Source organism: Mycobacterium timonense, from assembly GCF_025821985.1.
Lineage (GTDB): Bacteria > Actinomycetota > Actinomycetes > Mycobacteriales > Mycobacteriaceae > Mycobacterium > Mycobacterium avium.
The window spans coordinates 80,937-94,019 of sequence record NZ_JACKSY010000051.1 but is presented as its reverse complement, the minus strand read 5'-3'; the positions used below and the strand labels follow the sequence as shown (position 1 = coordinate 94,019).

At 69.7% G+C, this 13,083-nt stretch carries 12 protein-coding genes; 3 read left to right on the top strand and 9 right to left on the bottom strand.

Annotated elements, in window-relative coordinates:
• Nucleotides 1–10 precede the first annotated feature (10 nt).
• The 5 genes from H7I87_RS14505 to H7I87_RS14485 form a co-directional block, all read right to left on the bottom strand.
• Entirely contained in the window at nucleotides 11–271 is a 261-nt protein-coding gene (locus H7I87_RS14505) for a hypothetical protein (RefSeq protein WP_003878281.1), read from the bottom strand.
• 184 nt (nucleotides 272–455) lie between these two features.
• Entirely contained in the window at nucleotides 456–1,802 is a 1,347-nt protein-coding gene (locus H7I87_RS14500; RefSeq protein WP_011726580.1) for an aromatic ring-hydroxylating oxygenase subunit alpha, read from the bottom strand.
• A gap of 14 nt (nucleotides 1,803–1,816) precedes the next feature.
• On the bottom strand, nucleotides 1,817–3,583 hold the full coding sequence (locus H7I87_RS14495) for an N-acyl-D-amino-acid deacylase family protein (protein WP_011726579.1): 1,767 nt from the start codon (nucleotides 3,581–3,583) through the stop codon (nucleotides 1,817–1,819).
• A gap of 146 nt (nucleotides 3,584–3,729) precedes the next feature.
• The gene (locus tag H7I87_RS14490; RefSeq protein ID WP_011726578.1) at nucleotides 3,730–4,866 is read right to left on the bottom strand and encodes a phosphotransferase; all 1,137 of its coding nucleotides are present in this window, start codon (nucleotides 4,864–4,866) and stop codon (nucleotides 3,730–3,732) included.
• Between the two features lie 102 nt (nucleotides 4,867–4,968).
• Nucleotides 4,969–5,589 carry a TetR/AcrR family transcriptional regulator gene (locus H7I87_RS14485; RefSeq protein ID WP_003874331.1) on the bottom strand — a complete coding sequence of 207 codons (621 nt, stop codon included), beginning with the start codon at nucleotides 5,587–5,589 and terminating at the stop codon, nucleotides 4,969–4,971.
• 125 nt (nucleotides 5,590–5,714) lie between these two features.
• Here H7I87_RS14485 and H7I87_RS14480 point away from each other — a divergent pair, with 125 nt between their 5' ends.
• Nucleotides 5,715–6,851, top strand: coding sequence for an Rv3169 family protein (locus H7I87_RS14480; RefSeq protein ID WP_031344928.1), 1,137 nt, complete (start codon nucleotides 5,715–5,717; stop codon nucleotides 6,849–6,851).
• On the top strand, nucleotides 6,848–7,933 hold the full coding sequence (locus H7I87_RS14475; RefSeq protein WP_062886330.1) for a phosphotransferase family protein: 1,086 nt from the start codon (nucleotides 6,848–6,850) through the stop codon (nucleotides 7,931–7,933). The genes H7I87_RS14480 and H7I87_RS14475 overlap by 4 nt, the downstream gene beginning before the upstream one ends.
• A 56-nt stretch (nucleotides 7,934–7,989) precedes the next feature.
• Here the strand turns inward: H7I87_RS14475 and H7I87_RS14470 are convergent, their stop codons facing one another.
• The gene (locus tag H7I87_RS14470; RefSeq protein ID WP_003874328.1) at nucleotides 7,990–8,367 is read right to left on the bottom strand and encodes an STAS domain-containing protein; all 378 of its coding nucleotides are present in this window, start codon (nucleotides 8,365–8,367) and stop codon (nucleotides 7,990–7,992) included.
• Between the two features lie 447 nt (nucleotides 8,368–8,814).
• On the opposite strand from H7I87_RS14470, the gene H7I87_RS14465 reads away from it, so the two are divergent.
• Nucleotides 8,815–9,708 carry a fructose bisphosphate aldolase gene (locus H7I87_RS14465; protein WP_011726574.1) on the top strand — a complete coding sequence of 298 codons (894 nt, stop codon included), beginning with the start codon at nucleotides 8,815–8,817 and terminating at the stop codon, nucleotides 9,706–9,708.
• Nucleotide 9,709: 1 nt separating this feature from the next.
• Here H7I87_RS14465 and H7I87_RS14460 read toward each other — a convergent pair whose 3' ends face one another.
• Genes H7I87_RS14460 through H7I87_RS14450 form a run of 3 tightly spaced genes read right to left on the bottom strand, consistent with a single transcriptional unit; the run spans nucleotide 9,710 to nucleotide 13,060 of the window.
• A complete protein-coding gene (locus H7I87_RS14460) occupies nucleotides 9,710–10,777 on the bottom strand; it encodes a DUF190 domain-containing protein (RefSeq protein WP_023860865.1) in 1,068 nt (355 codons plus the stop codon).
• Nucleotides 10,778–10,793: 16 nt separating this feature from the next.
• The gene (locus H7I87_RS14455; protein WP_023873440.1) at nucleotides 10,794–11,966 is read right to left on the bottom strand and encodes a sulfotransferase family protein; all 1,173 of its coding nucleotides are present in this window, start codon (nucleotides 11,964–11,966) and stop codon (nucleotides 10,794–10,796) included.
• A complete protein-coding gene (locus tag H7I87_RS14450) occupies nucleotides 11,963–13,060 on the bottom strand; it encodes a DUF1214 domain-containing protein (protein ID WP_033718823.1) in 1,098 nt (365 codons plus the stop codon). The genes H7I87_RS14455 and H7I87_RS14450 overlap by 4 nt, the downstream gene beginning before the upstream one ends.
• Nucleotides 13,061–13,083: the final 23 nt, after the last annotated feature.

Here is a 13,083-nt window from a genome sequence, read left to right as displayed (position 1 = left end):
CACCGGGGGCCTACAGGGGCGCCGCCGGCTCCGCGAGATTGAGCAGCAGGTAGGCCATGCACATCAGGAAGTTGATCACCACCATGATCAGCCCGGCGAACATCAGCGAGCGGGCTCCGCGCTGCCTGAGCCGCCGGTACCGGGCGACCCGGGCCTCCCGGTTCAGCTGGATCGCGATCAACGCGAAATTCACGTTGATCACTTCATGAGCGGCCAGCGGCGCGCCCGCCAGCATTTCCCGCAGCCGCTCCGGCGCCGTCCGAACACCCACCCGTTCGAAACTGTGGCACAGTCGCCGCGCGCGCCGCCGGCGGAGCGTGTGATACCGCAGCCGTAGTTGCTGCGCAAGTTGCCCTCGATCGTCCCCCCAGGGGTAAGACGGGGTCATCACAAGCGGGATTCTAAATCGCCGGGGCCCGCTTTGGCGTTGTGTACACGGATTCTGCGGCCGGCGGTCACGTCCCGGCACCGCCGCTCATCCGCTGTGCGGCGGGTAGGTCCAGGTAGCGTTCCAGGTTGCGGTGCATGTTGATCACCCGCCGCTCCTCGCTGGACAGCACCAGATGCGTGAAGCCGGGCTGGTGCATGCCGCGCTGCAGGCCGGCGAGCACCGCGATGTCCTGGGTAAGCACCAGCCCGGGCTCGGCTTCCCCGGCGCTCATCCGGACATCGGTCGGCTTGGTGCGCGGCGCGCCCGGCGGCATCCGGGTGGTCAGGAACATCACCAGCTCGCCCTTGTCGGGCGCGGCGGCCGGGTCGGGCGCGGGCCGCGAGCACATGACGGTGAGGTGGTCGGCGTTGGTCAGAAACGTCATGTTGGGAAAGACGTTGTACTGGTGCAGCCGGGTGATCCGATCAGTGTCGGCCCAGCCCAAATCGACGCCGCGGGTCGCGGCGAAGGCCCGGGTGCGGTCCGCGATCAGGTCGGCCACCGTCTGCCCGGGTCGGCGGTCGGCGGCGGGAAACGGCGTGCCCTCGGCTGCACCCATCAGCGCGCCCTGGGTGGAAACGTAAGCGTCCCAGACCTCTTCGTCGCTGAGCGCGCCCTCGAAACGTGGGCTCGGCACGCCGTAGGGCTGATCGGACTTTCCGGTATGCCGCCAAATCTGTTGCGGCGCATGGATATCGTCCACGCAGCGCAACAGCTCGGGATGCAACGTCTGGATGTGGTAGGTCTCGCTGTAGCCGTCGGCGATGGTCTTCCAGTTGGCGTCGACCTCGACGGTGAGGGTGGCGTAGCAACGGAATTCGTCGAGCCGACACCAGGCGATGTCCTCGGGTATCGCCTCGAGGTATTCGGGCAGCGGCATCGCGTCGGGGTCCAGGTTGACGAAGACCAGGCCCGCCCAGGTGTCGACCCGGGCCGGGATCAGCGGATAGTCGGACAGCCGCAGCGAGCCGAAGCCCTTGCGGTCGGGCACCCGTTTGAGCGCGCCGGCCAGGTCCCAGGTCCAGCCGTGATAGCCGCATTTGAGCTCCCGCAGGCCCGAACCCGAGCCGCTGCACAACGAGTTGCCGCGGTGCCGGCACACGTTCTGGAACGCCCGCAGCGCGCCGTCGTCGTCCCGGACGATCAGCACACCGTATGGCCCGCAACGGTATTCGAAGTAGTCGCCGGGGGTCGCGACGTGATCGACCATGCAGGCCAGTTGCCACACCCGCGGCCACATCCGCTCCACCTCGAGCGCGGCGAAGGCGGGGGAGTAGTAGCGTTCGGCGGGCACCAGGGTCGGGCCCGGCGGCGGGGTGCCGATGGCATCCTCGTCGCGGGTGCGCGCCGGATTGCCGGCCGCCGCAGCCATCGCCGCGGCGCCCCTCAGCGCGCCCCGCGGACCAGGCGGCCGGGCCGGGCCCCGGTGTCGACGTCGTTGCGGCGGGTCACGGTCCCGCTGACGATGGTCGCCGCATAACCGCTGGCGCCCTGCAGGATCCGGTTGCCGCCGGCCGGCAGGTCGAAGGCCATCGCCGCGGGGTGCAGGCGCAGCGCGTCCATGTCGATCACGTTGATGTCGGCCTTCTTGCCGGGCTCGATCGTGCCGCGGTCGGTGAGCCCGAACAGGTGGGCGGTGTCGCGGGACTGCTTGCGGATCACGTACTCCAACGCCAGCTTGTCGCCGCGGCTGCGGTCGCGCGCCCAGTGGGTGAGCAGGAACGTCGGGTAGGAGGCGTCGCAGATCATGCCGCAGTGCGCCCCGCCGTCGGAGAGCCCCAGCACCCCGGCGGGATGCAGCAGCATCTCGCGGATGGCGTCGCAGTTGCCGTCGGCGTAGTTGAACAGCGGCAGCATCAGCATGTTGGTCGCGTCGGCATCGAGCATCAGGTCGTACAGGGTCGCCAGCGGGTCCTCGCCGCGCGCCTCGGCGATGGCCGCGACGGTGCGGTCCGGGGTGGGCTCGTAGTCGGGCGGGTCGCCCAGCGCGTAGAGGCGGTGCAGCGAGTGCTGCACCAGCGCGAACATCCCGTCGAACAGCAGGGTCGGGTCGACGGGCAGGTCGTCCTCGCCGAGGATCGCGGCCTTGACCGCGGGGTCGGCGAGGCGTTGCGCGAGCTCCTCGCGGCTGCACTCGGCGGCCAGCCGGCGGTAGGTGGGCCGGTGGCTGAAACCGTGATGGCCCTGGAACCCGATCATCATGCCGAACGGGCGCGCCGCGATCTGCGGGTACAGGCGGGCGCCGGCCGCGTGCGCATCGGCGGACAGGTCCAGCATCTCGCGCCACAGGTTCGGGTCGGCGTCCACCTGGATCAGCGCGAACGACACCGGCCGGTCGATCTCGCCGCTGAGCCGGCGCATCCAGTCCAGCTCCTTCTTGGGCCCGATGATGTCCTCGCCCGCGGCCCCCTGCGGGGCCAGCTCGAACACCGCCTGACCGCCGGCCGCCATGGCGCGGCCCAGACCGAACAGCTCCTCCTCGGCGGCGAACGTGCCGGGCACGGGCTCGCCGTCCATCGCGCGGTGGCCCATCGTGCGCGACGTGGAGAAGCCGAGCGCGCCGGCCTCGATCGCCTCGCGGACCAGCCGGCCCATCGCCTCGATGTCGTCGGGGGTGGCCGGCTCGTTGCGGGCGCCGCGCTCGCCCATCGCGTAGGCGCGGATGGCGCCGTGCGCGACCTGGCTGCCGACGTCGATGGCGAACTTCTGCTTGCCGATCGCGTCGAGGTATTCGGGGTAGGTCTCCCACCCCCAGGTGATGCCCTCGGTCAACGCGGTGCCGGGAATGTCCTCGACACCCTCCATCAGCTCGATCAGCCACTGCTCGGTGCCCGGCCGCACCGGGGCGAAGCCGACCCCGCAGTTGCCGGTGACCACGGTGGTGACGCCGTGACCGCTGGACGGCTCGAGCAGGCTGTCCCAGCTCACCTGGCCGTCGTAGTGGGTGTGGATGTCGACGAAGCCGGGAGCCACGATTTTCCCTGTGGCATCGATGGTTTCGGCGGCCTCGGCGGTCGCCAGGCCGCCGGCCTCGGAGCCGTCGGCGCGGACGACGTCGACGATCTTGCCGTCCCTGATGCCGACGTCGGCGCGATAGCGTTGCGCGCCCGTCCCGTCGACGACGGTTCCGCCGGTGATTTTCAGGTCGAACATGAGACTCCTCTTCGCCGCCGCGGGCTGTCTCGGAGGGCTGGGCGCCGCACGCGCCATATTTCGCTACGGTAGGTAGCGTAACTCGTGGCGCGGCGAAGGCAAGAGCTTCGGCGGAATTTCGGTGCCGCCGGGCGGGGCCGCCAGAGCTAGAGCGAACTCTTCAGGGCGGCGACGGTTTCCAGGTCCTCGAGCGCGGCGACGCCTCGCCGCAGCCCTTCCATGGCGATGTCCTCGACCTGCATGCCGCCCATGCCGGCGGTGATCAGCGGGGCGGCGTAGGCGTACAGCGCCGCCTGGCGAAACCGCAGCCACAGCTCGTCGCGGTCCAGCTGCGGGCCGCCGGCCGCGGCCAGCGCGCGGCGGTAGTCGTCGAGCAGGTCGCGCTGGGTGGCCCGGCGATCCTCCGGCGTCAGGCTGGTGATCAGCGTGTAGGCCAGCTCCCGGGACGGATGCCCGCGCCGCACCGCCTGCCAGTCCAGCAGCCCGGCCTTGCCGCCGTGGAAGTACATGTTGCCCGGATGGGCGTCGCCGTGCATCACGGTGTGCGGGGCGGTGTCGATGAGGGCGGCGACGGCGCGGTAGTTGTCGGCGATGAAGACGCCGTCGCGCACCGGGATGCTGGTGCGCTCGGCCAGCCGCTTGATCGAGCTGTGCATCAGCGACCCGGTCAGAAGGGAGGTGACGTCGCCGGACGGCGTGTAGAGCCAGCCCAGCGGGCCGCGGCCGTCGCGGGGCAACCGGTTCCAGAAGGTGGCGTGCAGGTCGGCCAGCAGCTCGACGACGAGGCCGGCCTGGTCGGCGGACAGCGGGTGCAAGGTGTCCGGGAACTCGCACGCCTCGGCCGGCAGATCCTCCAGCACCAGCAGGTAGCGGCCCGTCCAGGCGTCGAACGCGGCGCCGTAGCAGTAGGGGACGCCGACCACCTGCGGCGCCAGCTGGCGGTAGAACCGCACCTCGGTGCAGCCGAGCCGGCCGAGCTCACCCATCAGGCGGGTGGCGGCGGTCTGGGCCGCGACCTTGACGAACACCGAGTCGGGGACGTCCTTGCCGGTCAGCACCAGCCGGGCCCGCGAGGACGTCCCGGCGTCGCGGCTGAGCACCCGCACCGTCCGCACCGTGGTGCCCATCACCCGGGACAGCACCGCCGGGTCGATCTCGTCGACCGTGCGCGGCAGGCCGAACCGGCCGCCCAGCACCGCGTCGACGGACACCCGGCCCGCGCCGCGACCCAGGTGAGCCGCCAGGCCCAGGAATGAGAAAGCTTGTCCCACAGGGTTTTTCATGTCCAACCATCCTGGTTCGCCGACCGGTTGCGGTGCTGCGTGCTGAACACCGGCGTCCGGGAGGAAAACCACTCGAACGTCTGGACATCAGACAATATACGATTATTGTCTGATCTGTGGCACCAAGGCCCGCACCACGAACTGCTCGACGAACCGGCGCTTGTCGGCGTGCGGCCGATATCGCCAGGAGGGCGCCAGCAGGAACAGCGTCGCGGTGTGCAACCACTGCACGACGGACCGGAAATCGACGTCCGGGTAGAGCAGCCCCGCCGCCTTCCAGCGCTCCAGCAGCGGGCCGTAATGCCGCAGCAGCAGCTCGACCAGTGGTTCGGAGCCCTTCTGCAGCGCGCTGGCCATCGCCGTGCTCTCGGCGGCGAACAACGCTTCGTTCAGCGGGTTGCCGTCCACCGATTCCACCCGCGCCAGCACCATCCGCGGCACCGAGCGAACGGGGTCCTCGGGGGCGGGCAGCGAGCGCACCGACTCCGCGAGGGCGTGGTCCACTCGGCGCAGCATCAGGCCCAGCAGCACGTCGTCGCGTCCGGGGAAGTAGCGGTAGACCGTCGACCGTGACACGCCCGCCTCGTCGGCGACCTCGCCCATCCGGAACTGGGTGTTGCCGCGCCGCACGATGCAGCGGCCGGCGGCCTCCAGGATCCGTCTGCGGGCCTCCTCGTCGTCGAGGATCGCGCGGTCGTCGCCCCACCGCCGGCTCGGTTCCATGGCGGCGATGTTACGGGATGCGTTGTGCGGCTTGACTATCGGATCCGCAGCAGCGTGGACAGGGCCGGACCTGTTGACGAAATACCTTGCCGCGCAACCGTATTGCTAGCCAGAAAGGCCGATTGATGGGGTATTCCGCCGCCGACGAGTCGTTCACCCACCAGCTTCCGACCACCTTCGACCAGGTGCACGACGCCGACCCGACCTGGTCGGATCGCTGTTATTTCTTTGCCGCGGCACCGGACGGCACCATGCTGTTGGCCAGCGGCTACGGCAACAACCCCAACACCGCCAGCGGGCTGGGCTACGTCAAGGTCAGCCTCGCCGACGGCCGGCACTGGGACCTGCTGTCCGGGCGGCCGGTCACCGGCGACGACAGGGGTGAGCTGCGCGCCGGGCCGATGCGCTGGACCTGCGTCGAGCCGCTGAAGAAGTGGCGACTCGACGTCGGGCCCAACAACTCCGGCATCGAATGGGAGCTCTACTACGAACCCACCGCCCCGATGTGGGAGCTGTTGCCGATGAAGGTGTCCGGCCCGGACGGCCGGCTGCTGGCCGACATGTACCACATGAAAGAACCGGGGCGCTGGAGCGGCTGGGTGCGCATCGACGGCCAACGCGTCAGCGTCGACGGCTTCCACGGCGGCCGGGACCGCACCTTCGGGGTGCGGGTCTCCGACCGGATCGACTTCTGGTTGTGGCTGGACGCCGGGTTCGGCGACCACGCCATCGAAGCGTGGGTCATCGAATCCTGCGACGGCACAGTCCTTTACGTCGACGGCGGCATCACCTATGCCGACGGGACGCTGTCCAAACGGTTTGTCAAGATCGAGCACGAGGTGGAATTCGACGGCGAGCGCAAGCGGCCCGTGCGCGCGGTGCTCGTGTTCACCGACGAAGACGGCCGGGCGCACCGGGTGGTCGCCGAGGCGCCCCATCCGCAGGTCAACGCCTACTACGGGCTGCCGATGGCGCACTGCCACTACGAAGACCTGGGCGGCGGCGCCTACTTCATCCATTTCGCTTGGGACAGCGGCGATCCCGAGCAGCTGACCGAGACCGAGGACAAATCGATGGCGCTCGACCAGCTGATGCGTTTCGAACGCGACGGCCACACCGGTTGGGGCATCTTCGAATTGCTGCTCGGCGGGCAGGGCTATCGTCGCTACCCCAATTGGAGGGCCATGGACATGTCCGCGTTCACCCAGGACAAGACGCCGGTGGACCGTCTGCCGGCCGACGGCGACGGGGCCGACCGGTGACGCTGGGCGCCGAGCGGGAACGACGGCTGACCGGCTGGCTGCGCGGCCTGCTCCCGGACGCCGACGACGTGCGGGTCGAGGGCATCGACCGGGTCAGCTTCGGGCACTCGGCCGAGATGATGACGATGAGCGTCATCGCGGCCCGGCGCGGCCGCGACGAGCGGCGCGACGTGGTGTTGCGGCTGCGGCCCAGCCCGCCGGCGCTGCTGGAGCCCTACGACCTGGCGCGACAGTTCGGCATCCTGCGCGCCCTGGCCGACACCGACGTCCGGGCGCCGCGGGCGCTGTGGCTGGAACCCACCGGCGACGTGCTCGGCCGGCCGTTCTTCGTGATGGAACGGGTCGCCGGCGAGGTCTACGAGATGCAGCCGCCCGCCGATGCGTCCGATGACACCGTGGCCAGGATGTGCGAGAGCCTGGCCGAACAACTGGCCGCGATCCACACCGTCGACCTCACCCGGACCGGACTGGCCACCCTCGACGACGGCGCCGGCCACCTGGATCGCGAACTCGGCCACTGGGCCGCCGAGATGAACCGGGTCAAACGCGGGCCGCTGCCCGCCCTGGAGCGGCTGCACCGGGCGCTGCTTGCCGGTAAGCCTGCGCCGTGCCCGCGCATCACGCTGGTGCACGGCGACGCCAAACCGGGCAACTTCGCCTTCACCGGCGGCGAGGTCAGCGCGGTCTTCGATTGGGAGATGACCACCGTCGGCGACCCGCTCACCGATATCGGCTGGCTGGAGATGCTGTGGATGCAGCCGGTCGGGATCAACAGCCATCCCGCGGCGCTGCCCATCGACGCCCTGCTGGCGCACTACCAGTCGGCCAGCGGCATCGAGCCGGTCAACCGGCCCTGGTATCGGGCCTTCAACGCCTACAAGATGGCGGTCATCTGCCTCATCGGGGCGATGCTCGTCGAGGACGGCCACAGCGACGACCAGAAGCTGGTGCTGGCCGCCTACGGCACCGGGCTGCTGACCAAGGCCGGACTGGCCGAGCTGGGCATCGACGAACCCCTCGACGACGGCCCGGTGCTGCCGCGGCAGGAACGCATCCAGCAGGTGCTGGCCCGCGCCCAGTGATCAGGCATTCGCGTCCGCGCGAACCGGGACCGGTCATCGATCAGCCCCGGCGCGGCTCACGCACCGGACAGGGCGCTCAGCGCGTCGTTCAGGCTCGGGTAGAGCGACAGCACGCTGTCGATTCCCATCAGTTTGATCGGCCGGCTGGTGGCCGAGCCGTCGGCCACCACCGCGAACTTTGTCGGTGGCTGCAGCTCGGCCTGCGTGGTCACCAGCACGGTCATCCCGGCCGACGCCAGAAACCCGACCTTGGACAGGTCGACGATCAGCGCGGCCGGTTTGGCGGCCAGGGCGGTCTGAATGGCCTCGGCCAGCATCGGCGAGCTGAGCATGTCCACCTCGCCGGAGACGGTGAGCACGACCGCCTGATCTACCTGGTGTTTGCCCACCTCGAAGGGGGTGGGGTCGGCGAGATCGCCGGGTTGTTCGCCCATGGTCCATCACTCACATTCGGTCCCTGCGGGGGACACCGCTAGCTATCGAAAACAGCCACTGCCATATCCGGGGGCTGTTGATTCAACCCCACGGGAACTCGCTCGCCTGCGGGGGAGACGCACCCCGTCGATCTGCGCTGCGAGTGCAGATCCAGCTAACACGCGTTTAGTCAATGGTAGGACACGCGGTGTAGCACGCCCAAAATGCCGGACGGTTTGCGGGCGCCGTCGCCCGATGCTGGGTCCGCCGGCCGCCGGCGCCGACGTTTACCGGACCCGCGGCGGCGGTACCCTCCCGCACGCTCGTCCGGGATGCGGCGAATATGATCGGCACGATCCAAGCTCGAGCGCGCGCGGGCATCTCAAAAGTCGGAGGCCGGGTGCGCCGCGCCGGCGCGGACCATGTGCGGTGTGCCCGTGAGGGCCATGAGGAAGTGGGAGAGTTCAATGTCGAACCAACAGCAAGCGGAGCGGATGACATCGGGCAAAGGGTTCATCGCCGCGCTCGACCAGAGCGGCGGCTCGACGCCCAAGGCGCTGCGCCTGTACGGCATCGAAGACAGCGCGTACTCCTCCGAGAAGGAGATGTTCGACCTCATCCACCAGATGCGGTCGCGGATCATCACCTCGCCGGCGTTCACCGGCGACCGGGTGCTGGCGGCGATCCTGTTCGAGCAGACCATGGACCGCGACATCGAGGGCAAGCCGTCGACCACCTACCTGTGGGAGACCAAGGGCGTGGTGCCCATCCTCAAGATCGACAAGGGTCTGGCCGAAGCGTCCGATGACGTGCAGCTGATGAAGCCGATCCCCGGGCTCGACGAGCTGCTGCAGCGGGCCGTGAGCAAGGGCGTGTTCGGCACCAAGGAACGGTCGGTGATCGGCGGCGCCAACCCGGCGGGCATCGCCGCGGTGGTCGCCCAGCAGTTCGAGCTCGCCCACCAGGTGCTCTCCCACGGGCTGGTGCCGATCATCGAACCCGAGGTCACCATCTCGATCGCCGACAAGGCCAAGGCCGAGGGCATCCTGCGCGACGAGATCACCAAGCAACTCGACTCGGTGCCCGACGGGCAGCGGGTGATGCTCAAGCTGAGCCTGCCCACCGAGGCCAACTTCTACCGCCCGCTGATCGAACACCCCAAGGTGATGCGGGTGGTGGCGCTCTCGGGTGGCTACTCCCGCGAGGAGGCCAATGAGCTGCTGGCCAAGAACGCCGGCCTGATCGCCAGCTTCAGCCGGGCGCTCACCGAGGGCCTCACGGTCGACCAGTCCGACGAGCAGTTCAACGCGACGCTGGACAAGGCGATCCAGTCGATTTACGACGCCTCGGTCGCCGGCTGAGTTAGTAGCGGTGCCGGGCCATCCGCCCGGCGCCGGGCCCGCCGTCGTCGGACACCAGCGCGGGCACCATCTCGCTGGTGACCAGGCCCTCGGCGCCGGTCAATTCGTCGATGACGGCGAAGGATTCGGCGATGTGGGCCGGCGTGTCGACGACGATGGTGACCACGGGCACCCGTCGGGTCAGCGCGAACAACCCGTCCCCGTGCGGCGGGTGGTCGCCGTGAAAACCCCAGACGCCGCGCAGCACGGTGGCGCCGTCGGCCGCCGTCGCCTGACGCAGCCGCGCCACGATCGCGCGGTGAATCGGCACGCCGCCGTGCCGCGCGGATTCGGAGGTGTACACGGTCAGCTGCTGGAACAGCGGCAGCCCGCGCTCGTCGACGCCGGGCAGGGCGTGCGGCGGCTCCAGCAATCGGCCGTCGCGCTTGCATACCCGGACCCGTTCCAGCGTGAACAGCGGCCGGCGCAGCAGCGCGGCGATCTCGGGCAGCACCCGCCCGATGTGCGCGCCGGATCCGACCACCACGATCATCATCGGCACGTCGACGTTGCGGCCGAAGAAGCTGGCGCGGCGGCGTTCTCCGTGCGCGACACCGTCGACGCCCAGCAGCACCGTGGCGCCGGCCAGGCCGCGTCGGTGCAGCAGATCGCAGACCCCGATGTAGGCCGGCGCCCCGTTGACGCGCTGCTTGCGGCCGAGGTAGACGGTCAACTTGACGGCGTCACCCTCGGGCGGCCGCGCCGCGGCGACGTCGGCGTGCAGCAGCCGGGCCCGCTCCAGGGTGACCAGGCCGCGTTGTTTGACGGCCAGCACCTCATCGAGCAGCGCCTCGATCTTGGCCCTGGTGTCGGTCGCGACGATGGCTACCGGGGGATCCTCCGACAGAGTGAGGGACTCGTCGCTGCGCAGCCGGTGGCCGGTGCCGAACCCGCCGATGCCGCGGAGCAGCACCGCGCACTCCACCCGGTGGCGGGCGTACAGGTCCAGCAGGACGTCGGAGACGAAGCGGTTCCCGGCCCGCCTCCGCTCGGCCAGGTAGGTGGTGAGTTTCAGGCAATCGTCGTCCACCGCAGCTCCCGTCGCTTCAGCGCAACGCCTCGGTGGGTACCCCGTAGCGGTCCTGATAGGCGCGCACCCGCTCACGCACCGCACCGGCGTCCAGCCCGGTGTCCGACCAGGTGTAGCGGCTGCGCCCACCGTCGGAGGGATGCGACGCGAGGAACTCGCGCATTCTCTGCTCGGCATCGGGCCGCAGCTCGCGGTCCAGCCGCTCATAGATGTCTTTGATCGTGGTCCACGGGTCCTTCATGAAATCGGCGTACTGCACGTCGATCACGCGGCCGGGCGGCACGGCGCCCCGGTCGCGCAGGGCCATCTCGCGGTCCAGGCCCACGACGATCTCCTCGTAGGACTGCGCCGCACACTCGGTGATGCTGGACTCGTCGCTACACATCCCGCGCAGGTGATGGGTCAGCGCCGCGATGGAGGAGATGACGTTGAGCGGATCGCGGTGGGTCTGCACGATCAGCGCGTCCGGGTACTCGGTCAGCAGCGCATCCAGCTGCCACAGGTGCGCCGGGGATTTCAGCAACCACTGCCCGGGCACGCCGGACTGCAAGTGCTGCAAGAAGATTCGGTGGAAGCGGTAGGCGCCCGCGTGGTCCGCCTCGTACAGCAGCCAGCGGTAGTAGTTCGGCAGCCGGTACTGCACCGAGAAGATCATGCTGACGAACTCGGCCGCGGTGATGCGCACACACTCCTGCCCGACCAGCGCGCCCATCGGGTGAAAGGCCAGGAACCCGGGCATGATCTGCTCGGACAGGTCGATGCCGGCCTGTGTCCGGGCGATGCGCGGATCGTCGTGATAGGTCTCGGGCCGCGGCACCGGACAGGGCTCGTCGACCTCCCAGGTGAGCGGCGCGCGCAGCGCGGGATCCTGGGCGAGCAGGTCGTAGAGGATCGTCGTCCCGGTGCGCGGCTGGCCGACGATGAAGATCGGGGCGCTGATCTTCTGCTCGGCCACCTCGGGATGTGCTTTGCGCCAAGCGATTACGTTGAGCCGGTTCTTCAGCGCCCGCATGATGTCCAGGTGAGCGATCTCGACGCCGATGTCGGACAGCCGCGCGTCGTTGATCAGCCCGTCGGTGAGGCGGTGCAGCCCGGGCCGCCAGCCCTCGGCGCCGAAGTCGTCGCTGCCGGCCTCCTCACAGGCGGCGGCGATCAGCCGTTCCGGGGCGAACCGGTCCTGCAGGCTCACGGTCGCTCCCGCGCTTCGCGCACCGACACCGCGACCTCGGGCGGGCTCGGGTTGTCCAGCCAGCGCAGCACGACGAAGCCGCGATGCCGGCCGCCGGTGTCCAGCCAATGGCCAAACCCGAAGTCCCGCGCGGAGATCGCGATGCGCACCCGTCCGTCCGCGTCCGGCCGCACGCCGCGGTTCGTCACCGAGCTGTGCTTGCGGCGCGGCTCCAGGCATTCGTGCCAGATGCTTTCCAGCGTGACGTTCCAATACCGGGTGTCGGGCGGCGCGATGTCGAGCACCAGGGCCTGGCCGGGGTCGAGCCGGAAGGTGCCCATCATGTACAGGTTGTCCGGGGTGGTGTCGGCCTCGCCCAGGTCGGCGGCCTGGGCGGTCAGCAACATGTTGGGGGATTGCAGCAGTTCGGGTTTGATGGTGCGGTGCAGCGTCGCGAGCTTCATCAACGACCATGCCATCGCGGTGAACTGGTCGGCGAGCTGCTCGTCGGTGAGCGGCGTCAGCGGGCCGGGGTCCAGCGCCTCGATGCGCAGGGCGGCCAACTGCTCGGCGGCCCGATCGCCGATGTATTCCCGGACCACCACCGACGACGCATCCGGCGGGATCTTCACCCACTGGGCGCCGGCCGGATCCGACGGCTCGTCGGCCGACAGCAGCAGCGCGAATTCCCCTGCCTCCGAGGCCAAGTCGGCGTCGCTGAGATAACCGGCCATCCGCCGCGGGGTGAGCCCGGTGCCGGCCAGGATCTGAAAACCCAGGTACGCGCTGGTTCCCCGGGTGCCGGTGATCCGGTAGCGGCGGTCCCCGCGGATCATCGCCAGGTAGTAGTTGCCGTCCGGGTTGGGGCCGCCGACCATCCGGTTGTCGGAACACATATCGAAGAACGACGGCCGCTCCGGGTCGGCCTCGACCGTCATCTGCGCACACAGTGACGACACCCGCGCCACCACGCGCAGCCCCTCGGCCAGTTCCCGTTCGGTCTCGGCGTCCTCGGTCACGATCGCGGTGACGTCGGCGAGCATGCGCTGGAAGAACTGCCACGCGTCGCGCGCCTTGGGAGCGGCCTGATCGGGCGAACCGGGGGTGTGGACCACCGCCTCATGCTAGGACCATTCGG